Raw genomic sequence first — 22,113 nt, forward strand, 5'->3', positions numbered from 1 at the left:
CGCCGGCGCGATCCCGGCCTGGGGCGTGACCCTGCTGACCGCCGTGGTCACCACCACCGGTCTGGCCGCGCTGGACCTGGGCGTCGGCGCCGTGCTCGGCGCGGTCGCGCTGATCGTCTGCTACCTGGTGCTGCTGCGCGGCGCCGTCTACCGGAAGGCACAGCCGCCGCGCCCGGTGCCGCGGCTGTACCTGGCCGGTTCCGTGCTGCTGGTGCTCGGCTCGTTCTGGGCCGCCCAGGCCTGCATGCTGGTGCTGGGCACCCAGGGCCAGGGCTGGATCGACTCGCAGGAACTGGAGACCGGCAGCCACGGCACCACGTACTACCAGTGCTCGGTGACCACTCCGGAGGGCGACATCGAGGAACTGCGCTCCGGCGGCTCCTGCCCCGCGCCCGACGGCACCCCGGAGACCATGGTGTACGTGCCGGGCGACGGGCCGCTCCGTCCGCTGCTGGGCAGCAGGGCCCAGCTGGAGCTGCCCGCCGCGGTCTGGGGGGCGGCCGACCTGCTGGGCCTGGGCGCGCTGGTCGGCGCCGCCGTGCTGACCGTGCGGGACGGCCGGCGGCCGAGTCTGCCGAAACGTCACTTCTGAGCGGGCATCAGGGCCGGGCGGCCGGCCCGCTTCCAGGTGACGTAGCGTCCCGACTCGCGCACCAGGCCGTTCATGAACCAGAGCACCACCAGGGTGTCGTCGCCCCAGCCGATCACCGGTATGAAGTCGGGTATGGCGTCGATGGGGCTGATCACATAGACGGCCGTCAGCAGGAAGAACCCGAACAGCCGACTCCGCGTCAGGCCCCGGTAGCGGCCGAGGACGACATCGGCGACCAGCAGCGGAGCCGCGAGCAGGCGACGGACCAGTCCGGGCGCGCCCGGCCGTCGGGTCTCCCGGTACAGCCCCCAGGCGGACCGCCCCACGGACATCCGGTCCAGTCGCCGTCGCTCGGCGACGGGCAGTGCAGCGGCCTTCTTCATGGATCCCTCGCAGCGGCAGGAGCGGGGTTGCTGCCGCTGCACCTACCCGCTGCCGCGGGGAACACCGCCCCGCTCCGTACCGGCACTGCACCGGGTGTGTCCCCGAACCGTCCCGGTGCTGCCCCAGTGCCGCCTCAGTGCCGCAATGCCGCGCCGACCTCCGCCTTGACCGTCCCGCCGAGGTCGCGGTTGCTGTGCACCGTCCCGGTGCCGGTCCCGCCGGCCGCCACGTTGTCGATGGTGACCACCGAGGCGTCCACCAGGTTCCCGCCGCTGTCACGGAAGTTGACGGTCACGGTGAAGTCGTGGGCGCCGGAGTCGGTGTTCTTGGCGGTCACCTCGACCGCCGTCCTCCCGTCCGAGCCCGGGGACGGGGTGCCCAGGGTGACGTCCGCCTTGGCGTCGACCCCGTTCTTGACCCGCGCCAGTGCGGAGGACGCCGCCGCCGAGGCCGAGGCCAGCGCGTCCCGCGCGCTGGACGCCAGACCGGACGCCGCGTTCTGCGCGGCGGACCGCGCCGCCGACACCGCCGAGGACGCCGCCCCGTTGCTGCCGCAGCCGGTCAGCACCGCTCCCGCGAGCACGACCGCCGCCCCGGCCCCGGCCGCCGCCCGGATTCCACGCTGCTCGGCCATCGGCCGGCTCCTCACCTCGATGTCGACCTCGATGTCGTCGGACACGGTCCAGCCTGCGGCAGCACTGGACCGGCGGCGACACGGGTTCGTCCGAGCGGGTCAGCCGGCCACCCGCTAGGACCGGGCGATGGTGGTGTGATGGCGGATGACCTCGGCGATGATGAAGTTCAGGAACTTCTCGGCGAAGGCCGGATCCAGCCTGGCGTCCTCGGCGAGCCCCCGCAGCCGCTCGATCTGCTCACGCTCGCGCCCCGGATCGGCCGGAGGCAGCCGGTACTCGGCCTTGAGCCGGCCGACCTCCTGGGTGCACTTGAAGCGCTCGGCGAGCATATGGACGATCGCGGCGTCGATGTTGTCGATGCTCCCCCGCAGACGGGTCAGCTCTGCCAGGGCGTGTGCGTCCACCGCCTCGGCGGACTCGGCGGCACGGCTCTCGGTCATTCGTTCCCCCGTGGGTGACGTGCGGATCTGTCGGAAGCGGGTGCTCCCGCGCCACCGAGGATACCGATTCGGCGTTTCCGGCCGGATCATGTAAAGTCGTTCCGGTCGGCACGCGCCGCTAGCTCAGTTGGTTAGAGCAGCTGACTCTTAATCAGCGGGTCCGGGGTTCGAGTCCCTGGCGGCGCACAGCTTGCAGGACCTGGGGTCCAGCTCTTCGGAGCTGGACCCCGGTGTCGTTTCCGGGCACTCACCCGCTCACGGGGTAGTCGGCGTAGCCGCGGCTGCCGCCGGAGTAGTAGGTGGCCGGATCCCCCACCGCGAGCTCACGGCCCACGGCGAACCGGGTAACCAGGTCCGGGTTGGCGATGAAGTGCGCGCCGAAGGACACCGCGTCGGCGGTGCCGGTCTCGACGGCGGTGTTCGCGGACGCGCGGTCGAAGCCGTGATTGACGATCAGCGGGCCGTCGAAGCGCGACCGGTAGCGGGTGAACGGGGCGAGGTCGGGCGCGGCGCCCGGAGCGGCCGGGCCGGGACCGCGCAGGTGCAGATAGGCCACCGGGTGCCGGTTCAGTTCGGAGACCAGTTCGTCGTAGTCGGCGAGGACGCCCTCGTCGGCGGTGAAGCGGTCGCCGGAGGTCCAGTGCGGGGAGAGCCGGACACCGACCCGGCGGCCGTCCCAGGGCTCGGCGACCGCGTCGACGATCTCCAGGAGCAGTCGGCGCCGGCCGGCCCGGTCCCCCCCGTAGCGGTCGGTGCGAAGGTTCAGCCGCGGGTTGAGGAACTGCGGGACCAGGGCGGTGCCCGGGGCACCGATCTCGACCCCGTCGAATCCGGCCCGACGGGCGTTGGCCGCAGCGGTGCGGAAGTCGTCAACGGTCTCCTCGATCTCCGCCGAGGTCATCTCCCTGGGGGTGAGCGTGGCCTTGGGGCCGTCGGCGGTGAAGGACATCTCGTGCGGGTTCACCGCCGAGGGCCCGGCCGGCAGCGCGCCGCCGTGGTGGTCGGGGTGCGACACCGCGCCGGTGTGCCAGAGCTGCTGCACGATCCGGCCGCCCCGGGCGTGCACCGCCGCAGTGACCAGCCGCCATCCGGCGACCTGCGCCTCGGTCCAGATCCCGGGGACGTTGACGAAGCCGATCGCCCGGGGGCTGACCCAGGTCCCCTCGCTGATGATCAGTCCGGCAGCGGCCCGCTGGCCGTAGTAGGCGGCGTTCAGCCCGTTCGGCACCAGCCCGGGATTCTCCGCGCGGGCCCGGGTGAGCGGGGCCATCACCACTCGGTTGGGCAGCCGGAGGTCGCCCAACTCCAGCTCCCGCAGCAGCGGCTGGTCCAGCCCGGTCTCCTGGGTCGTGGTCATGGTCACTCCTCGTCGTCACAGCAGTTCGGTCACTTCGGCCCCGTCGGGTCCGTCGTAGGGTCGACGGGGTGCTGCGGAGAAAGGTGACCGATGGACGACGGGCGCGATGCGCTGGCACAGCGGTTCGAGGCTGAACGCCCCCGGTTGCGGGCGGTCGCCCAGCGGATGCTCGGCTCGGCGGGCGAGGCCGAGGACGCGGTCCAGGAGGCTTGGCTGCGGCTGGGCCGGGTCGACGCTGACAGGGTCGACAACCTCGCCGCCTGGCTGACCACCGTCGTCTCGCGGATCTGCCTGGACCTGCTGCGCTCCCGCGCGGCGCGACGTGAGGACCCGGTCGGGCGGCAGGTGTCCGACGAGCTCCGGGAGGACGGCGAGCAGGCCGACCCCGAGCAGCAGGCGCTGCTGGTCGACTCGGTCGGGCGCGCACTGCTTGTGGTGCTGGACCGGCTGGGCCCCGCCGAGCGGATCGCCTTTGTGCTGCACGACCTGTTCGCCGTCCCGTTCGACCGGATCGCCGCCGTGGTCGACCGCTCGCCGACCGCCGCCAAGAAGCTCGCCAGCCGCGCCCGGCAGCGGGTCCACGGCGCTCCGGTCCTCCCCCGCGCCGAACTCGACGCCAACCGGCAGATCGTCGAGGCCTTCCTCGCCGCCTCGCGCGGAGGCGACCTGGGCGCCCTGGTCGCGGTGCTGGCCCCGGACGTCGTACGCCGCTCCGACCCGGCCGCCGTACCGGTCGGCGCCGCGACCGCCGCCCACGGCCTGGACGAGGTGCTGAAGGGCGTCGCCGCCTTCGGGCCCCGGGCCGCGACCGCCACCACCGCGCTGGTGAACGGACAGGTGGGTGCGGTGGTGGCGCCGGGCGGACGGCTCTGGGGAGCGCTGGTCTTCACCGTCGAGGACGGGCGGATCACCGGCTACGAGGTGATCGCCGCCCCGGCCCGGCTGCGGGCGCTCGACCTGGCCGTCCTGGACCCCGCAGCGGACGCCGAGGACGCTGCATAAATCGGTTGCGCTGCGCCGTGGAGTCGCTAGGGTGATCGGGTTCCTGCAGTACCCGGGCTGTCCGCGAGGCAGCTCCGGTCGTGACGAGAGAGGAGGTGCGTCTCCGTGGTTGCCGCCATCACGCGGCGCGCTCACGCCTGCGCGCCAGACGCCTCTTCACCCCTCTTCCCGTCACCCGCCCGCCGCCTGAGCTGACCACTCGCTCCGGTGGGCCCACCCCACAGGAGCTTCTCCAGTGCGTGACCGCTTTTCCGACAGCGAGTCCTTCAGCCCTCTGCGTCCCAAGGGCGGCAAGCGCGCCCGCAGCGGCGCGGAGTCCGAGTACGACGGATACCTCGACCTCGCCTTCGCCGAATTCGCCGCCGGCGACTTCGGCCCGACCGACTCCACCTCCACCGCGTTCGCCACCGACGGACCGCCCGAGGGCGACCGTTGGAGCACCTGGGACCAGTCCACCCCGACCGAGAAGGGTCCCGAGCCCCGCCCCGACTGGGTGGTGACCGAGCTGGGCGCCGTCGACACCGAGCTGGGCATCGTCAAGACCGGCAAGGAGGGCGACGTCTTCCTGCTGGAACGCGGGGTCCCCGGCACCCACCGCAGCACCCTGCTGGCCGCCAAGCGCTACCGCGACGGGCAGCACCGGATGTTCCACCGCGACTCCGGATATCTGGAGGGCCGCTCCCACAAGGAGTCCCGGATCAGCCGTGCCATGGCCAAGCGCACCGACTTCGGCAAACAGGCCATCGCCGGCCAGTGGGCCAACGCCGAGTTCTCGGCGCTGTGCCGACTGTGGTCCTCGGGCGTGTCGGTGCCGTACCCGGTGCAGATCACCGGCACCGAGATCCTGATGGAGTTCATCGGCGACCGCTCCGGCACCGCCGCTCCCCGACTGGCCCAACTCCGCAGCGAGGAGGCCGATCTGGACGACCTGTGGGAGCAACTGACGGTGAATCTCTCGCTGTTCGCCAGGGCCGGCTACGCGCACGGCGACCTGTCCGCCTACAACCTCCTGGTGCACGAGGGCCGCCTGGTGGTCATCGACGTCCCGCAGATCGTCGACGTCATCGCCAACCCCCGCGGCCGCTCCTTCCTGGAGCGCGACGTCCGCAACGTCGGCGCCTGGTTCACCGCCCGCGGACTGCCCGAGGGACGCGTCGAGGAGTTGGCCCGTGCGCTGGCCTTCGACGCCAGGCTGGACTGACGACGCCAGGCCGTACCGACAGGCGATCATGCCGACTGCGGTGCCGGGAGCCTGGGGATGCTGATACCCGACTCCCGGCGCAGGGCCGAGCGGGCGGCGAGGTAGCCGGACATGCCGTGGACGCCGGGACCCGGCGGGGTGGAGGCGGAGCAGAGGTAGACGCCCGGGAGCGGGGTCCGGTAGGGGTCCCGGCGGGGGACCGGGCGGAGCAGGCTCTGACGCATCGTCACCGCTCCCGCGCCGATGTCGCCGCCTGCGTAGTTGGCGTTGTACTGCTCCAACTGCGGTGCGCTGAGCGATCGCTGGGCCACGATGGTGTCGCGGAAGCCGGGGGCGTGCTCCTCGATCCCGGCGATGATCGCCGCACTCGCGTCGGCCGGGCTGCCGTGCGGGACATGGGCGTAGGCCCAGAGCGGGTAGTGGCCGGGGCGGCCCCGGCCGGGGTCGGCCGCGACCGGGTCCATGACCAGGACGAACGGGCGGTCCGAGGGGAGCCCGCGGGCGTTGCGGGTCTCCTGGGCGAAGACCTCGGCCCTGGTGCCGCCGAGGTGGACCGTCCCGGCCCGGGCCAGCTCGGGGTGGGTCCAGGGAACCCGTTCGGACAGCAGGAAGTCGGTCTTGGCGGCGGCCGGGCCGTAGCGGAAGGCGGACAGCGCGGCGGCGTAGCGCGGGGGCAGGCCGGCGCCGGCGATCCGGAGGAACTCGCGCGGGCCCAGGTCGGCGAGGACGATCCGGGCCGGACGCACCTCGCGCAGGTCGTCGATCCGGACCCCGGTGTGGATCTTCCCGCCGTGCGCGGTGAGGTCGTCGGCCAGGGCCCGGCCGATTGCCGCGCTGCCGCCCTCGGGGACCGGCCAGCCGCTGGTGTGGGCCAGATGCCCGAGCAGCAGCGCGATGGCGCCGCCGGTGAGGCTGGGCAGCCGCCCGAAGGCATGGGCGGCCACCCCGGACAGCAGCGCGCCGGCCGGCTCCTCGCGGAACTGCAGCCGCGCCAGCGCGGTGCCGTGCCGCAGCATCCTCGGGGCCAGCAGCAGGGCGAGCGCCGGATCGGCGGGCGGCCGGCGCAGGTCGGACAGCATCAGCGCGACCAGTTCGCGGCTGTGCTCCATCAGCGGCGCCATCAGCCGGGTCCAGGCGGGGCCGTCCGCGCCCAGCCCGTCCGCGGTGGCGGCCAGGTCGCGCCAGGCCAGGGCGGCCCGGCCGCCGGCCAGCGGATGGGCGTAGGAGAGCGCCGGGGTGAGCAGCCGGACCCCGTGCGCGGGCAGGTCGAAGGCCTGGAAGAAGGGTGACGCGGCCGCCATCGGGTGCCCGGCCGAGCAGATGTCATGGACGGTGTCCGGCTCGAACAGCGGGACGGTGCGCATACCGCCGCCGTACTGCTCGGCCGCCTCGTAGACGGTCACCTGGAGCCCGGCCCGGGCCAGCACCACGGCCGCCGCCAGGCCGTTGGGGCCGCTGCCGATGACGGCGGCGGTGCCGTCGGAGCGGGACGTCGGTGAATTGCGCACACCGGCAGCCAACCACGCCGCCGCACCGCGGACCACCACTCGCCGTCCACCACTCGCCGTCTCACCACCACTCGCCGTCCGCTCGCCGTCCACCGAACGGTGGACGGCCGCGTTCCACCGTTCGCCGCTCATGCCGGACCGGCCCCCGGCGGGAGTCTGGGGTCATGCCGACAGAAACCGCGATCAGGGCCCGAGGGCTCCGCAAGACCTACCAGGACGGCGACCGCCGCAGCGTCGCCGCCCTGGACGGCGTCGACCTGGACGTCCGCACTGGCGAGATCTTCGCCCTGCTGGGCCCCAACGGCGCCGGCAAGACCACCGCCACCGAGATCTTCGAGGGCTTCCGCGAGCGCGACGGCGGCACCGGCGAACTGTCCGTGCTGGGCACCGACCCGGGCCGGGCCGACGCCGACTGGCGGCAGCGGATCGGGATCGTGCTGCAGGAGGCCGGCGGCTTCGACCTGCTGTCGGTCGAGGAGGTGCTGGCCAACTTCGCCGGCTACTACCGCGCCCCGCGCCCGGTGGACGAGGTACTGGCCGCCGTCGGTCTCACCGAGAAGCGCCGCAGCCGCACCGGGCTGCTCTCCGGCGGCCAGCGCCGCCGACTGGACGTCGGCCTCGGCATCCTCGGCAACCCCGAACTGCTGTTCCTGGATGAACCCACCACGGGCTTCGACCCCGAGGTGCGCCGGCAGTTCTGGGACCTGGTCCAGGAGCTGCGCGCGAGCGGCACCACCATCCTGCTGACCACCCACTACCTGGACGAGGCCGAGCAGTTGGCGGACCGGGTGGGCGTGATCAACCGGGGCCGGCTGGTCGACGTCGACACCCCGGCCGGACTCGGCGGCCGCCGCCACGCCAAGGCGCTGGTCGGCTGGCGCGACGCGGACGGTCCGCACCGGCTGGAGAGCGCCGACCCGACCCGCACCGTGCTGGAGCTGGCCGCCCGCTTCGGCGGCGGGATACCGGAGCTGACGGTCGTCCGGCCCAGCCTGGAGTCCATCTACCTGCGCATGATCGAGAACGAGGGGACCCCGTCATGACCGTCGCCACCAGCACCCCGGCCGCCGACAGCGACCGCGCCCCCGACCGCGCCGGGCCACGGCCCGGCACCCGGCGGACCGCCGGGTCGCCGGCCGTGTTCGCGCTGCGGGTGGGACTCGCCCGGGGCGCGCTGGAGACCAAGCAGTTCTTCCGCAGCAGGATGCAGATGTTCTTCACCTTCTCGATGCCGGTGGTGATGCTGCTGCTCCTGTCCACCATCTTCAACGCGAAGGACACCGCCACCGGGGTGACCACCCCGCAGATCTTCACCACCGGCATGATCGGCGTCGGCATCATGGGCTCCAGCCTGCAGAGCCTGTCGCTGCAGATCGCCGGGGAGCGCCACCTCGGCATGCTGAAGCGGTTGCGCGGCACCCCGCTGCCGAAGAGCTCCTACTTCATCGGCAAGACCGTCATGGTGCTGGCGTCCAGCCTGGGGCAGACCGCGGTGCTGCTCGCCGTCGGCCGGCTGTTCTTCGGCGTGCGGCTGCCCGGGGACGCCGCACACTGGCTCACCTTCGGCTGGGTCTACCTGCTCGGCGTCACCTCCTGCACCCTGCTGGGCATCGCCTACAGCAACCTGATCCGCAGCGCCGACTCCGGCGCGGTGGTGATGCTGCCGATGACGGTGCTGCAGTTCGTCTCCGGGGTCTTCATCGTCTTCAGCCAGCTGCCCGAGGGCCTGCAGGTGTTCGCGTCCTTCTTCCCGCTGAAGTGGCTCTGCCAGGGGATGCGCTCGGCCCTGCTGCCGCAGGCCTACGCCGCCGCCGAACCGGCCGGGAGCTGGGAGCACGGGCGGATAGCCTTGGTGCTCGGCGCCTGGGCGGTGGCGGGACTGCTGCTCTGCCTGAGGACGTTCCGGTGGAAGGGGCGCAAGGACGGATGAGCGGAACCGAGTGCACCGAGGACACGGAGACCGCCGCGGCCACCGCCGTCGACGACAGCTGGGCCGGCCGGGTGTTCCTGATGTGGCACGCCGCCTTCGCCTTCCTGATCGCCGTGATGGCCCTGAACTTCTACGGCGACGGGACCTCCTGGATCCCCTACGCGATCCTCGGCGTGGTCGCCCTGGCCTACCTGGTCTTCCTGGTCCCGGCGCTGAAGCAGGACCGGGGCCAGGGCATCGCCTATCTGGCGGTCGCCTTCCCCGCCACGCTGGCCCTGGGCTATCTGGAGGCCAACGGCCTGACCATCCTCTACGGCGTGTTCCCGCAGCTGCTCGGCTGCCTGCGGGACCGCCGGATCCGCTACCCGGCGGTGGCGGCGCTGGCGGTGGGCTCGGTCCTGGTGAGCGCGCACCAGCACGACGTCGCGACGGCCCTGGTCGATGTCGTGCTGGCGCTGCTGATCACCCTGCTGCTGGGGACCTTCACCCAGATCATGATGCGCGAGGCGGAACGCCGCGGGGTGCTGATCAGGGAGCTGGAGACGGTCCGCGCCGACCTCGACGACGCGCACCGCACCGCCGGGGTGCTGGCCGAGCGGCAGCGGCTGTCGCACGAGATCCACGACACCCTCGCCCAGGGCTTCACCAGCCTGCTGATGCTGATTCAGGCCGCCGACGCCACCGTGGAGAAGGACCCGGTCGCCACCCGGGAGCGGCTGGCCCTGGCCGAGGCCACCGCCCGGGACAACCTCGCCGAGGCCCGCGCCCTGGTCGCCGCGCTGGCCCCGGCCCCGCTCCAGGGCATGCCGCTGGACCTGGCGCTGGAGCGGGTCTGCGCCCGCACCGCCGACGAGCTGGGGCTGCCGGTCGCGGCCAGGGTGCTCGGCCCCCCGCGCGAGCTGCCCGCCGACGTCCAGGTGGTGCTGCTGCGCGCGGCCCAGGAGGCGCTGTCCAACGTCCGCAAGCACGCCGCCGCCGGCAGCGCCGACGTACGGCTGACCTACCGCCCGGTCGGCGTGCTGCTGGAGGTGGTCGACGACGGCCGCGGCTTCAAACCGGTCGCGGACGCGCCGGAGGGATCGTACGGGCTGCGCGGAATGCGGGCGCGGGTGGAGCAGGTGCACGGCACACTGGAGATCATGAGTGCCCCCGGGGAGGGCACCACGGTCCGAGTGGAGATCCCGTGAGCACGAACGAGGCCGAGCCGGTGCGCATCAGGCTGCTGCTGGCCGACGACCACCCGGTGGTACGGGCCGGGCTCAGCGGCATGCTGGCCGCCGAGGACGACCTGGAGGTGGTCGGCGAGGCCGCCGACGGCGACGAGGCCTGTGCGCTGGCCGCCGAGCTTCGGCCGGACGTGGTGCTGATGGACCTGCGGATGCCCGGCACCGACGGCGCCACCGCGACCGCGCGGCTCAGCCGGGAGCAGCCCCGGGTGAAGGTGCTGATCCTGACCACCTACGACACCGACGCCGACATCCTGCGGGCGGTGGAGGCCGGGGCCACCGGCTACCTGCTGAAGGACACCCCGCGGCGCGAGCTCGCCGACGCGGTGCGGGCCGCCGCGCGCGGGGAGACGGTACTGGCCCCGGCCGCGGCCGCCACCCTGCTGAACCGGGTGCGCACCCCCGCCCCGGCGCCGGCCCCTGCCGTGCTGCTGACGGCGCGGGAGACCCAGGTGCTGGGCCTGGTCGCGCAGGGCCGCACCAACGCCGACATCGGACGCGCGCTGTTCATCGGCGAGGCGACCGTGAAGACCCACCTGATCAGGGTTTTCACCAAGCTGGACGTGGACGACCGGACCGCGGCGGTCACCGCCGCGATGCGCCTGGGCCTGCTTCCGCAGCCCTGACCGCAGCCCTGACCGCAGCCACCTCGCGAGGCTCCGGCCCGGCAGGCGTCACTGATCGGGCGTCAGCAGCGCCAGGATCGCCTCGGGCGCCATCGCCCGCCCGAAGTGCCAGCCCTGCGCCGTGTCGCAGCCGGCCGCCCGCAGCCGGTCCGCCTGCAGCGCGCTCTCCACGCCCTCGGCCGTGACCGTCAGCCCCAGCGCGTGCGCCAACTGCACCAGGGCCAGCACGATCTGCTCGTCCGCTGCCTGCCTGCGGGCGTACCTGGCCGGGCCCGCCACCGCCGCGGTGGCCTCGGTGGCGCCTTCCTGGAAGCCCTCCAGGAAGCTGCCGTCCAGCTTCAGGACGTGCACCGGCAGCCGGCTGAGGTAGGCGAGGTTGGAGTAGCCGGTGCCGAAGTCGTCGATGGCGATGCGCACCCCCATCGCGGCCAGCGCGTGCAGCGCCTCCAGCGGCCGTCCGGCGGGGCCCATCACCGCGCTCTCGGTGAGCTCCAACTGCAGGAGCCGGGCCGGGAACCGGGTGCTGCCGAGGATCTCCGCGACGTCGGCGACCACGTCCGAGTCCCAGAACTGACGTGCCGCCAGGTTGACGCTGACGAACAGTTCGCTGCCGGGGAAGCGGTCCAGCCAAGCGCGCCCCTCGGCGCAGGCGGTCTCCAGCACCCAGCGCCCCAGCGGGACGATGGCGCCGGTCTCCTCGGCGATGCCGATGAAACGATCCGGCGAGAGCTTGCCGAACTCCGGGTGCTGCCAGCGCACCAGGGCTTCGACCCCGGTCAGCGCGGCGTCGGCCCCGGGTTCGCCCTGGAGCGAGACCAGCGGCTGGTACTCCACCAGGAACTCGCCGCGCTCCAGCGCCGGCAGCATGGTGGTGGCCAGCAGCTGACGGGTGGTCTGGTTGGCGATCCGGTCGGGGTCGTAGAACGCCCAGCGGGCCCGGCCGTCGCTCTTGGCCCAGCTGAGCGTGGCGTCGGCGTCCCGGACCAGGTCGGTCGGGGTGGTGCCGGGCACCGGACGCTCGACCACGCCCACGCTGGCGGTGGCGACCACCCGCTGCCCGGCCAGGTCGTAGGGGGCCGAGAGCAGCGACACCACCTCCTCCGCCAGCGCGGTCAGCTCCTCGGGACCGGCGCTGCGCGGCACCAGCACGGCGAACTCGTCGCCGCCCATCCTGGCCACCAGATGGCCACGGGCGGCGAACCGCTGTTCGAGCCGCTCGGCCACGGCAACCAGCAGGTCGTCGCCGACATGGTGGCCCAGGGTGTCGTTGATGGCGGCGAAGCCGTCCAGGTCCAGGTAGCACAGACCGATCCGCTGGTCGGCCTCGGCGAAGGCGCCGGCCAGCCGGTCGAAGAAGAGCGAACGGTTCGGCAGCATGGTCAGCGGGTCGTGCACGGCCTGGTAGTGCAGCCGGTCGCCGAGCCGCCGGGCCTCGGAGACGTCCTCCACCATGGCCAGCGTGTACTGGGGGCGGCCGTCGGCGTCGCGGATCAGCGAGATGGTGACATTGGTCCACACGGCGTGGCCGCCGCGGTGCTTGAGCCGCTTCTCCAGCCGGATCCGGTCCCGTTCACCGCGCAGCAGTTCGAGGTAGACCCGGCGGGCCTCCTCCTCGACCTCCAGCAGGTCATGGATGTGGCGCCGGATCAGGTCCGGGACGGAGTGGCCCAGCATCTCGGCCAGGGCCGGGTTGGCCTCGATGATCCGGTCCTCGGCGTCGACCAGGGCCATGCCGATGCCGGCGTCGGTGAACGCAGCGCGAAAGCGGGTCTCGCTGGCGTGCAGCGCCTCGACGAGGTCCACGGCCTCCGCCTCCGTCCCGTTGCCTGCCCCCCTGCCTGTACTGCTGCCGTCCGCTGCGTCGCCGCCCCCCTCGTCGCCGCCACCGCTCGGGCCTGGCACAACTCTCCCGTCCCGATGTACTCGATCAGCGCGGGCGAACCCTACGCGGTCAACCACCAGTGATCATAAGTGGGAGGGGGCGGCCTGGCCCAGCATTCCCGGTCCGATTCACTCCTGCGGGGACAGCGCAGGAGGTGGGGCGGCGGCGCGAGGCCGTCCGAACGCGCCGGTGCCCCCGACCTGAGCGGTCGGGGGCACCGGGCGACGGGCCGAATCCGGCCGGATCAGGCCAGACCCGCCGTCAGCGTGATCGTGGTGCCCGAAAGCGCCTGGCTGACCGGGCAGTTGGCCTTGGCGTCCTCGGCCGCCTTGACGAAGTCGGCCTCGTCCAGACCGGGCACGGTGCCCTTGACCGTCAGATGGATCCCGGTGATCCCGGTCCCCGGCTGGAAGGTCACCTCGGCCGAGGTCTCAAGCCGGGTCGGCGGGGTGCCGGCGCCGGTCAGGCCGTGCGACAGCGCCATCGAGAAGCAGCTGGAGTGGGCAGCGGCGATGAGCTCCTCCGGGCTGGTCTTCCCGTTCGCCGTCTCGGCCCGCGAGGCCCAGGTCACCGGGAACTCGCCGACCCCGGAGGTGTCCAGGGAGACGACTCCCTTGCCCTCCAGCAGCGAGCCTTCCCAAGCCGTGGTGGCGAGGCGTTTGGTTGCCACGAGATACCTCCTGCGATCGTTGCGGGGGGATGCGGACCCACCCTAGCCGGAGACCGCCCGGACGTTGTGTCTTGGCTGCGGCGTGTGCACGGCTTGTCGCGCACGCGGTTGAATCAGCACAGCCCCGCGCCCCTGGGGGTCTGCAACTGGCCCGCTTGCGATCAGCTGGGGGCGCGGGGAACTGCGCGACAAGCCGACTACGGTCCGCAGCCGAACAACCGTCACAAGCCCAACTGGTAGTAGCGCTCACCCTGGACGGACCGAAAGCCCAGCTGCTCGTTGATGGCGATCATGTGGGTGTTGGTGACCAGACACTCCGTCACCACCTCCTCGATCTCCGGGTGCGCGCCGATCAGCCACTCCAGCATCGCCGCCTTCACCCACAGGCCGAGGCCTCGCCCGCGGTGCTCCCGGAGCACCACCGTGTCGGACTGCCGAGCGCCGGAGCTCCCCCCGCCCTCCAGGACGATCTCGCTGAACCCGGCGACGACCTCGGCGCCCCCCTCGTCCAGCCCCAGCGCGGCGACGGTGAGCAGCGTCCGGCCCCGGGTCGCGGCGTCCCTGACGTTGGCCCGGACCCGGTCCTCGTCCCAGCTGATCCGGCCGAGGTCCAGCGTGTTCACCGGCATGTCGTTCATCGCCTCGCGGGTCACCGCGAACGGGCCGATCAGGTCGCCCGGCGGCACCCCCTGCCAGCGCACCAGGCTGTACCCCTCGCTGGCGGCCTTCACCGTGGCGCGCAGCCCCTCCCGGTCGCAGTCGGCGACCCGCAGCCGCATCCGCTGAAAGTCCGCGCCCAGCGTGAACCCCGCGTCGACCAGGAACCCCTCCCCCGCCGAGTCGACCGCGACGCCGGCCAGCAGACGGCTCCGGCCGTCCGCCAGCGCCACCGCCCTGACCTCGTCGAGCAGCGCTTCGGCGATGCCCTCGCCGTGGCGGCCGTCGGGCAGGGCGATCCGGAAGTTGGCGACATGCCGCCTGCCCTCGGCCTGGTGCAGCCGCACCCAGGCCAGGCCGACGGCGGTGTCCCCGTCCCAGGCCAGCCAGCGGACCACGGGCTCCGACGGCCGCGGGTCCCGCAGCACCGCCGCGGTCGCGGCGAGATCGCGATCGGGGGCGTCGGAACCGGCCTCGGCGGCGGCCGCCGCCCGGACCCGGTGCCAGCCCGCGATCTCCGCGTCGCCGGGGTCCGCCTCGGCGAGTCGCACGATCCGTATCTGTTCGAGCTTCGCGCTCACGCGCAGCCTCCCTGGTCCGCCATGGTCTCCACAGAATGCGCCTCGACCCGGCCCCGCGACAGAGTGATCAGGTTGTGAGACCGGTCACTCTTCCTCCCGGTCGCCTGACAGAACACCCGGGTAGGTGCATAGGAACCGTCAAGAAACCGGCCTTCCGCACAACAGCCGGATGCGCCGGACGAGTTGCGCACCATTCCACCGCGTCGTCCCGCCGGTCCCACCCGCCGCCTGGGGCAGGATGGTCCCCATGGACCTCCGCATCTTCACCGAGCCCCAGCAGGGGGCCTCCTACGACACGCTGCTGGCGGTCGCCCGCGCCGCCGAGCAGCTGGGCTTCGACGCCTTCTTCCGCTCCGACCACTACCTGAAGATGGGCGACGTGGACGGCCTGCCCGGCCCCACCGACGCCTGGATCACCCTGGCCGGACTGGCCAGGGACACCGAGCGGATCCGGCTCGGCACGCTGATGACGGCCGGCACCTTCCGGCTGCCCGGGGTGCTGGCCATCCAGGTCGCCCAGGTGGATGCGATGAGCGGCGGCCGGGTCGAGCTGGGCCTGGGCGCGGCCTGGTACGAGCAGGAGCACACCGCGTACGGCATCCCGTTCCCGGCCAAGCGGACCGACCGCTTCGAGGAGCAGCTGGCGATCGTCACCGGGCTGTGGGAGACCAAGGTCGGCGACACCTTCGACTTCGACGGGACCCACTACCAGCTCAAGGACTCCCCCGCGCTGCCCAAGCCGGTGCAGGAGCGGGTTCCGCTGCTGGTCGGCGGCATGGGGCCGACCCGACTGCCGGCCCTGGCGGCGCGCTACGCCACCGAGTTCAACATCCCCTTCGCCTCCGTCGAGGACACCCGCACCCAGATCGGCCGGGTCCGGGCCGCCTGCGAGGCGCGCGGGCGCGCGGCCGACGACATGGTGTACTCCAACGCGCTGGTGGCCTGCGTCGGCAGGGACGACGCCGAGGTGGCCCGGCGCGCGGCCGCGATCGGCCGACAGGTCGACGAGCTCAGGGCCAACGGCCTGGCCGGGAGCCCGGCCGAGGTGGTGGACCGGATCGGCCGGTACGCCGAGACCGGCAGCAGCCGCTTCTACTTCCAGGTCCTGGACCTGCACGACCTGGACCAGCTGGAGCTGATCGCCGATCAGGTCGCCCCGCAGCTCGGCTGAGGCGCACACGGGTACCGTACGGCCGGAATCCGCCCCTGACAGCGGACCCGGCCGTACGGTGGCTCACTCGCTGCTGTCCAGCGCCTTCGTCTCCTCGGGCGTCAGCAGCCGTGAGCGGATCAGGAAGCGGACGCCCTCCGGCGCCTCCAGCGAGAACCCGCCGCCGCGCCCGGGGACCACGTCCACGGTGAGGTGGGTGTGCCGCCAGCGCTCGAACTGGTCCTTGGACATCCAGAAGGTGACCGGTTCGGGCACCTCGGCGATCGGCAGCGAGGCCATCAGCACGTCGGACGCGCCGGTGCGGAACTCGCCCTCGATGTAGCACATCGGCGAGCTGCCGTCGCAGCAGCCGCCCGACTGGTGGAACATCAGCGGGCCGTTGACCGCGTACAGCCTGCGCAGCACCTCCTCCGCCGCGGCGGTGACGGCGACCCTGGAGACTGCTGGGGTACCGGACATGGCTAGAAGAACCCGAGCTTCTTGGGCGAGTAGCTGACCAGCAGGTTCTTCGTCTGCTGATAGTGGTCCAGCATCATCTTGTGGTTCTCCCGCCCGATGCCGGAGCCCTTGTAGCCGCCGAAGGCCGCGTGCGCGGGGTAGGCGTGGTAGCAGTTGGTCCACACCCGTCCGGCCTGGATCGCCCGCCCCGCCCGGTAGGCGGTGGCGGTGTCCCGGGTCCACACGCCCGCGCCGAGCCCGTACAGGGTGTCGTTGGCGATCCTGACGGCGTCGTCGAAGGTGGAGAACGGCGTCACCGAGACCACCGGGCCGAAGATCTCCTCCTGGAAGATCCGCATCGAGTTGCTGCCCTCGAAGATGGTCGGCTCCACGTAGTAGCCGCCGGCCAACTCCCCGCCCAGGTCGGCCCGGGAGCCGCCGATCAGGATCTTGGCACCCTCCTGCTGGCCGATGTCCAGGTAGGAGAGGATCTTCTCCAGCTGGTCGTTGGAGGCCTGGGCGCCGATCATGGTGTCGGTGTCGAACGGGTGCCCCTGGACGATGGCCCGGGTGCGCTCCACCGCGGCGTCCAGGAACTCGCTGTAGTGCCCCTCCTGGATCAGCGCACGCGAGGGGCAGGTGCAGACCTCGCCCTGGTTCAGCGCGAACATGGTGAAGCCTTCCAGGGCCTTGTCCAGGAAGTCGTCGCGGGCCGAACTCACGTCGTCGAAGAAGATGTTGGGGCTCTTGCCGCCCAGCTCCAGGGTGACCGGCCTGATGTTCTCGCTGGCGTACTGCATGATCAGCCGCCCGGTCGTGGTCTCCCCGGTGAAGGCGACCTTGGCGACCCTGGCGCTGGACGCCAGCGGCTTCCCGGCCTCCACGCCGAAACCGTTGACGATGTTGACCACGCCCGGCGGCAGCAGGTCGGCGACCAGGCTCATCCAGAAGTGGATGGACGCCGGGGTCTGCTCGGCCGGCTTGATGACCACGGCGTTCCCGGCGGCCAGCGCCGGGGCCAGCTTCCAGGTGGCCATCAGGATCGGGAAGTTCCACGGGATGATCTGCGCGACCACGCCCAGCGGCTCGTGGAAGTGGTACGCGACGGTGTCCTCGTCGATCTCCGAGAGCGAGCCCTCCTGGGCCCGGATCGCGCCGGCGAAGTAGCGGAAGTGGTCGATGGCGAGCGGGATGTCGGCGGCCGTGCTCTCGCGGATCGGCTTGCCGTTCTCCCAGCTCTCGGCGGCGGCGAGGGCTTCGAGGTTCTGCTCCATCCGGTCGGCGATCCGGTTCAGGATGTTCGCCCGGTCGCCGGCGGACGTCCGGCCCCAGGCCGGTGCGGCCGCGTGTGCGGCGTCCAGTGCGGCCTCGACGTCCTCGGCGGTGCCGCGGGCGATCTCGCAGAAGGTCTGGCCGGTCACCGGGGTGGGGTTCTCGAAGTACTGCCCCCGTACCGGGGGGACGAACTCCCCGCCGATCCAGTGGTCGTAGCGCGACCGGTAGTTCATCTTCGCGCCGGACTCGCCCGGCGCAGCGATACGGGCCATGGTGATGGGACCTCCGTCAGGCTCCGCACCCGTGCCGGCCGCCCCTCGTTGGACGGCTGCCGTGGTGCGGTTCTGCCGCGCACGCTAGCCCCGCGGACGTTGCCTGGACGTTGCACGGGGCGGCGCCCGCTCGCCACGGCTCCGGAACGTCCCCTCAGTAGGACCGCAGCCCGTACTCCTCCCGCAGCTCCCGGGCCCGGGCCAGCGCCACCGCCCGCTGCGGGGAGCCGCGCCGGGCGACGGCGGCCAGCCGCTCCCACACCTGCAGGTCGTTGAAGCCGCTGCCGTCGGCCCAGGCCCGGATGGTGCCGGGATCTCCGTCGGCCAGCACCGAGGCCCGCAACTGGGTGTCCAGCCAGCGCCGTTGGGCGACCACCCCGGGCGCCTCCGAACTGGGCAGCAGCGGTCCCGGGTAGCCGGCCACCGCGGCGGCGAGGTCGCCCCGGCGCAGAGCGGCGGCGGTGTCCAGGTAGTCCGCCTGCACAGGCGCGGTGAGCCGGTAGGGACGGGAGTCGAGCAGTTCGCCGACGATCCGGCGGAGCCTGGTCAGCTCGACCCGCAGCGTGGTCGGGCTGCCGGTGGCCTCACCGCTGTGCAGCAGACCAGCCAACTGGTCGCCGGTCAAACCGTCCTGATGCAACGTCAGCATGATCAGCAGTTCGGTGTGACGACGGGTCAGCCGTACTGTCCGGTCGTCGGCCAGGCGCAGCGTCCCCTCGCAGCGGTCCAGCGCCTGCAGCCGGATCGGGGTCGTGGGAGCAGCCGGCCGGAGCGGCCCGGCCACTCCCAGCGGGTCCCCCGCCCGCGGCGGCAGCCACAGCGCCTCCTCGCAGGCCCGGGCGGCGACCCGGACCAGGGCCAGGCTGTAGGGGTTGGCGACGGCGTCGCCGCCGGTGAGGTCGACCACGCCGAGGATGCGCCCGGTAGCCGGGTCGTGGATCGGGGCCGCGGCGCAGGTCCAGGCCTGCACCGTCTGCCGGAAGTGCTCGGTCGCGAAGATCTGCACCTCGTGGTCGAGCGCCAGCGCCGTCCCCGGGGCGTTGGTGCCCGCGTGGGCCTCGTCCCAGAGCGCGCCCTCGACGAAGTTGATCCTGGCGGCCCGGGCCCTGGCGGCGCGGTTCCCCTCGACCCAGAGCAGCCGGCCGGCCGCGTCCGAGACCGCCATCAGGTGCCGGCCGTCCTCGGCGGCGGTGCCGACGATCTGCCGCAGCACTCCGATCACCCGCGACAGCGGGTGCGCCGCGCGATAGGCGAGCAGGTCGGCGTCGGTGAGGGTGACCGGGGCCTCGGCGTCCTGGGCGACCCTGGCGTCGGAGGAGCGCCGCCAGGACTGGGCCACCAGTTCGCGCACCCCCGCGCCCGCGCCGACGGCGGCCGGAGCACGGTCGGGGGCGGCGACGAACGCCGAGTGCGCGTGCGCGATCTCCCGCGCCCGCCGCCTCGGGTCGTCACCGACCTGTGCCAGCCAGCCGTTGCCGCCCATCCGCTCCCACCGCTCAGCGCTCGCCCCGGGCCGGGCCGCAGCCGTGGCCGCAGCCCTCAGTCGGATACTGTCTCCGCCCCGGTGCCGCCGCAATGCCTGCGGCGCAACCGGAGTCAAAAGCAACGGGGGTGCGCCCGCGGGCGCACCCCCGTTCAAGGGAGAGCTGGGAGAGCCGGGTCGGGAGGACCGGGTCGGGTCAGAGCACGCCGGCGTCGGCGATGGTGATCTTCGCCTTGGTGCGGCCGCTCTGCGAGCCGTAGCCCTCGATCTTGGTGACCAGGTCCATGCTCTGCTGGTCGGCGACCTCGCCGAAGACCACGTGCTTGCCGTCGAGCCAGTCGGTCACGATGGTGGTGATGAAGAACTGCGAGCCGTTGGTGTTGGGGCCGGCGTTGGCCATCGACAGCAGGCCCGGCTTGGTGTGCTTCAGCTGGAAGTTCTCGTCCGCGAACTTCTCGCCGTAGATGCTCTTGCCGCCGGTGCCGTCGCCCCGGGTGAAGTCGCCGCCCTGGAGCATGAAGGCGGGGATGACGCGGTGGAACGACGAGCCCTTGTAGCCGAAGCCGTTCTCGCCGGTCGCCAGCGCGCGGAAGTTCTCCACGGTCTTCGGCACGACGTCGTCGTACAGGTTGAAGGTGATCCGCCCGGCGGGCGCGTCGTCGATGGTGATGTCAAAGAATGCCTGGATCGTCATGCCAGCATCCTGACATTTTCAGGCGGCGACCGGCCAATTCGGACGCCGGAAGGGGACGACGCGTCGCGCAGACCGGCATTGAATCGTACATTTGCGGAAATAAGCCGCCTATGGTACGGCCATGGAGACAGCTCAACGGACAGCGCTAGCAGAGCAGGACGACGGAACCGGAGCCGAGACCTGGACCAGGGCGACCGAACGCCTCCCCGCACAACTGCGCAAGGACCTGATGGTCCGCGCGGCCCAGCACGGCATCGAACCCTGGCGCGCGGTACGGGACGCGGTCGCGGCCTGGTGCGGGGTGCCGGCCCAGCCCGGCGCGCGGGTGGAGCAGGCGTTCCGGGCGGAGTGCGAGGCACGCGGGCTGACCACCGCGCGGGCCCTGCCCGAGGCGGCCCGGCTGTGGTTCGACGCCAACCCGGTGCCACCGGTCCCCCGGGCCAGACGGCCGGTACGGGCCGCCCGCCGGATCGTGGTGTGCAACCAGAAGGGCGGCGTCGGCAAGACCGCCGTCAGCAGCGGCGTCGCCCAGGCACTGGCCGAACGCGGCGAGCGGGTGCTGCTGGTGGACTACGACCCGCAGGGCCACCTCAGCCAGCAGCTCGGCGTCCCGGTGATCGAGGACGAGCGGAAGAGCCTCTCCTCGCACATGGCCGGTGACGCCGAGGGCGGACTGGCCGCTCTGCTGACCCCGCTGGACTGCGGCTTCAGTGGCGAACTCGTGCTGCTCCCGGCCTGCATGGACGCGTTCCTGCTGGACGTACGGCTGTCCAGGGTGCGCAGCCGGGAGAACTCCCTGGAGCGCGCGCTCGCCTCGGTGGAGCACGAGTTCGACACCGTGGTGGTGGACTGCCCGCCCAGCCTCGGCCTCGGCATGGACGCCGCCATCGCCTACTCCCGCACCCGGGACGGCGAACCGGCGGCCCACTCCGGCGTGCTGATCCCGGTGCAGGCGGAGGACGCCTCGGCGACCGCCTTCACCATGCTGATGGACCAGATCGAGGACCTGCGCGCGGACCTCGGCATCCGGCTCGCGCAGCTCGGCCTGGTGGTCAACCTCTACGACTCCCGCCGCGGCTACATCGCCACCTCCTCGCTGGAGAAATGGCAGTCGCTGGGCACGCCGCCGGTGCTGGCGGTGCTGCCGGACCGCAAGGAGCAGCGCGAGGCGGTACGGCTGCGGCGCCCGCTGCTCAGCTACGCGCCGGGCAGCGAACAGGCGCAGCTCTTCCGCGACTTGGCCAGGAGGCTGGGATGAGGGCATCGGAACGGCTCGGCGGCTCGGGCTCCTTCGAGGCCGCCTCCCGCCCCCGCAGCACCCGCCGCCGCCTGATCGACGACGCGGTGACGGAGACGGACGCCGCGATGGACGCACCACCGACCGCCCCCGGCGGCGTGGTCGGCGGCGTGGTGGGAGGCGGCCCGGTTACCGGCGCCGTGCCGTTGGAGCGGCTCGCCCCCAACCCGCGCAACCCCCGCGAGGACCTGGGCGACCTGGAGGACCTCCGCTCCATCGCCGAACTGCAGCTGCAGGCCTGTCTGGCCGTCAGCAGGGAGGCGTACCTGCGGATCTGGCCCGAGGACGAGCCGATCCTCGGGCCCGCGGTCCGCCATGTCGTGGTCAACGGCTGCCGCCGCTACGCGGCCGCGGTGCGGTTCGGCCGGGACACCCTGGAGATCAGCGTCAAGGACGAGGTGGCCGCCTCCCGCGAGACGCTGCTGGCCGCGTCCATCCAGGAGAACATCGACCGCAGGGACTTCGACGTGCTGGAGGAGGCCCGGGCGGTGGAGGCCATGGTCACCGCCTGCGACGGCAGCGGGGTCGCCGCGGCGCGGCGGCTGAACCGCAGCCCGGGCTGGATCTCGCAGCGCCGGGCGCTGCTGGAGCTGGCCCCGGAGCTGCAGTCCCGGCTCCGGGCCGGTGATCTGGCGGTCCGGGACGCCCGCCGGCTGGCCCGGGTGCCGCTGGCCGAGCAGGTGGCCGCCTGGCGCGCGGAGTCGGCGCGCGCCGAACTGCAGCGCGCCGAGCGGCAGGCCGCCCGGTCCGCCGTCGCGGCGGTCCGGGCCGCCCACCCCCCCCGCTCCCGGT

22 protein-coding genes and 1 tRNA gene are annotated in these 22,113 nt (G+C 72.8%); 11 read left to right on the forward strand and 12 right to left on the reverse strand.

All coding sequences use genetic code 11. From position 1 onward, the window contains the following. Window positions 1-592, forward strand: a 592-nt coding sequence (locus tag TR46_RS42905) for a hypothetical protein (protein ID WP_042410699.1), incomplete at its 5' end; no start/stop codon positions are given. Here the strand turns inward: TR46_RS42905 and TR46_RS35425 are convergent. The 3 genes from TR46_RS35425 to TR46_RS35435 all read right to left on the reverse strand — a co-directional run bounded on the left by TR46_RS35425 (window position 583) and on the right by TR46_RS35435 (window position 2,051). Continuing rightward, window positions 583-975, reverse strand: coding sequence for a YkvA family protein (locus TR46_RS35425; RefSeq protein ID WP_201776480.1), 393 nt, complete (start codon window positions 973-975; stop codon window positions 583-585). The genes TR46_RS42905 and TR46_RS35425 overlap by 10 nt on opposite strands. Window positions 976-1,109: 134 nt before the next feature. After that, window positions 1,110-1,655, reverse strand: coding sequence for a hypothetical protein (locus tag TR46_RS42910; protein ID WP_161790262.1), 546 nt, complete (start codon window positions 1,653-1,655; stop codon window positions 1,110-1,112). A gap of 69 nt (window positions 1,656-1,724) precedes the next feature. Then, the gene (locus TR46_RS35435; RefSeq protein ID WP_042410702.1) at window positions 1,725-2,051 is read right to left on the reverse strand and encodes a chorismate mutase; all 327 of its coding nucleotides are present in this window, start codon (window positions 2,049-2,051) and stop codon (window positions 1,725-1,727) included. A 112-nt stretch (window positions 2,052-2,163) separates the two neighbouring features. On the opposite strand from TR46_RS35435, the gene TR46_RS35440 reads away from it, so the two are divergent. Continuing rightward, window positions 2,164-2,237: transfer RNA gene (locus tag TR46_RS35440), tRNA-Lys, on the forward strand. A gap of 61 nt (window positions 2,238-2,298) precedes the next feature. Here TR46_RS35440 and TR46_RS35445 read toward each other — a convergent pair. Further along, window positions 2,299-3,408 carry an alkene reductase gene (locus tag TR46_RS35445; protein WP_042410704.1) on the reverse strand — a complete coding sequence of 370 codons (1,110 nt, stop codon included), beginning with the start codon at window positions 3,406-3,408 and terminating at the stop codon, window positions 2,299-2,301. A 90-nt stretch (window positions 3,409-3,498) separates the two neighbouring features. Between TR46_RS35445 and TR46_RS35450 the strand changes: the two genes are divergently transcribed. After that, complete coding sequence (locus tag TR46_RS35450) at window positions 3,499-4,410, forward strand: sigma-70 family RNA polymerase sigma factor (RefSeq protein WP_042410707.1); 912 nt, start codon at window positions 3,499-3,501, stop codon at window positions 4,408-4,410. Between the two features lie 235 nt (window positions 4,411-4,645). Next, window positions 4,646-5,611, forward strand: coding sequence for a serine protein kinase RIO (locus TR46_RS35455; RefSeq protein WP_042410709.1), 966 nt, complete (start codon window positions 4,646-4,648; stop codon window positions 5,609-5,611). Window positions 5,612-5,637: 26 nt separating this feature from the next. Here the strand turns inward: TR46_RS35455 and TR46_RS35460 are convergent, their stop codons facing one another. After that, on the reverse strand, window positions 5,638-7,251 hold the full coding sequence (locus TR46_RS35460; protein WP_084719219.1) for a phytoene desaturase family protein: 1,614 nt from the start codon (window positions 7,249-7,251) through the stop codon (window positions 5,638-5,640). Window positions 7,252-7,283: 32 nt separating this feature from the next. Between TR46_RS35460 and TR46_RS35465 the strand changes: the two genes are divergently transcribed. From TR46_RS35465 to TR46_RS35480, 4 genes are read left to right on the forward strand one after another with little or no spacing between them, the layout of a single operon-like run. Continuing rightward, window positions 7,284-8,162: an ABC transporter ATP-binding protein gene (locus TR46_RS35465; protein ID WP_042410712.1), complete on the forward strand. Its 879-nt coding sequence runs from the start codon at window positions 7,284-7,286 to the stop codon at window positions 8,160-8,162. Beyond that, window positions 8,159-9,049: an ABC transporter permease gene (locus TR46_RS35470; RefSeq protein WP_084719220.1), complete on the forward strand. Its 891-nt coding sequence runs from the start codon at window positions 8,159-8,161 to the stop codon at window positions 9,047-9,049. The genes TR46_RS35465 and TR46_RS35470 overlap by 4 nt, the downstream gene beginning before the upstream one ends. After that, complete coding sequence (locus tag TR46_RS35475; protein WP_052433390.1) at window positions 9,046-10,236, forward strand: sensor histidine kinase; 1,191 nt, start codon at window positions 9,046-9,048, stop codon at window positions 10,234-10,236. The genes TR46_RS35470 and TR46_RS35475 overlap by 4 nt, the downstream gene beginning before the upstream one ends. Beyond that, window positions 10,233-10,901, forward strand: a complete 669-nt coding sequence (locus tag TR46_RS35480; RefSeq protein ID WP_304941316.1) for a response regulator transcription factor — start codon at window positions 10,233-10,235, stop codon at window positions 10,899-10,901. The genes TR46_RS35475 and TR46_RS35480 overlap by 4 nt, the downstream gene beginning before the upstream one ends. 48 nt (window positions 10,902-10,949) lie before the next feature. On the opposite strand, the gene TR46_RS35485 is transcribed toward TR46_RS35480, so the two are convergent. From TR46_RS35485 to TR46_RS35495, 3 genes are all read right to left on the reverse strand, one after another. Beyond that, complete coding sequence (locus TR46_RS35485) at window positions 10,950-12,704, reverse strand: putative bifunctional diguanylate cyclase/phosphodiesterase (protein ID WP_042410715.1); 1,755 nt, start codon at window positions 12,702-12,704, stop codon at window positions 10,950-10,952. Window positions 12,705-13,027: 323 nt separating this feature from the next. Continuing rightward, window positions 13,028-13,453: an OsmC family protein gene (locus TR46_RS35490; RefSeq protein ID WP_042410717.1), complete on the reverse strand. Its 426-nt coding sequence runs from the start codon at window positions 13,451-13,453 to the stop codon at window positions 13,028-13,030. A 221-nt stretch (window positions 13,454-13,674) separates the two neighbouring features. Beyond that, entirely contained in the window at window positions 13,675-14,691 is a 1,017-nt protein-coding gene (locus tag TR46_RS35495) for a GNAT family protein (protein ID WP_052433391.1), read from the reverse strand. Between the two features lie 247 nt (window positions 14,692-14,938). On the opposite strand from TR46_RS35495, the gene TR46_RS35500 reads away from it, so the two are divergent. Beyond that, window positions 14,939-15,862, forward strand: coding sequence for an LLM class F420-dependent oxidoreductase (locus tag TR46_RS35500; protein WP_042410719.1), 924 nt, complete (start codon window positions 14,939-14,941; stop codon window positions 15,860-15,862). Between the two features lie 63 nt (window positions 15,863-15,925). On the opposite strand, the gene TR46_RS35505 is transcribed toward TR46_RS35500, so the two are convergent. The 4 genes from TR46_RS35505 to TR46_RS35520 all read right to left on the reverse strand — a co-directional run bounded on the left by TR46_RS35505 (window position 15,926) and on the right by TR46_RS35520 (window position 20,024). Continuing rightward, window positions 15,926-16,321, reverse strand: coding sequence for a DUF779 domain-containing protein (locus tag TR46_RS35505; protein WP_042410721.1), 396 nt, complete (start codon window positions 16,319-16,321; stop codon window positions 15,926-15,928). A 2-nt stretch (window positions 16,322-16,323) separates the two neighbouring features. Continuing rightward, complete coding sequence (gene adh, locus TR46_RS35510; protein WP_042410724.1) at window positions 16,324-17,847, reverse strand: aldehyde dehydrogenase; 1,524 nt, start codon at window positions 17,845-17,847, stop codon at window positions 16,324-16,326. A 154-nt stretch (window positions 17,848-18,001) separates the two neighbouring features. Next, window positions 18,002-19,330 (reverse strand): helix-turn-helix domain-containing protein, encoded by a 1,329-nt coding sequence (locus tag TR46_RS35515; RefSeq protein ID WP_042410726.1) that lies wholly within the window; start codon window positions 19,328-19,330, stop codon window positions 18,002-18,004. A gap of 196 nt (window positions 19,331-19,526) precedes the next feature. Then, window positions 19,527-20,024, reverse strand: a complete 498-nt coding sequence (locus TR46_RS35520; RefSeq protein WP_042410729.1) for a peptidylprolyl isomerase — start codon at window positions 20,022-20,024, stop codon at window positions 19,527-19,529. A gap of 121 nt (window positions 20,025-20,145) precedes the next feature. Between TR46_RS35520 and TR46_RS35525 the strand changes: the two genes are divergently transcribed. Further along, on the forward strand, window positions 20,146-21,282 hold the full coding sequence (locus TR46_RS35525) for a ParA family protein (RefSeq protein WP_084719222.1): 1,137 nt from the start codon (window positions 20,146-20,148) through the stop codon (window positions 21,280-21,282). Then, window positions 21,279-22,113: ParB-like helix-turn-helix domain-containing protein (locus TR46_RS35530; protein WP_052433392.1), on the forward strand; the 835-nt coding region annotated here is incomplete at its 3' end. The genes TR46_RS35525 and TR46_RS35530, both read left to right, overlap by 4 nt.

The sequence above is a fragment of the Streptacidiphilus carbonis genome, from assembly GCF_000787775.1.
In the GTDB taxonomy this organism is placed as follows: domain Bacteria; phylum Actinomycetota; class Actinomycetes; order Streptomycetales; family Streptomycetaceae; genus Streptacidiphilus; species Streptacidiphilus carbonis.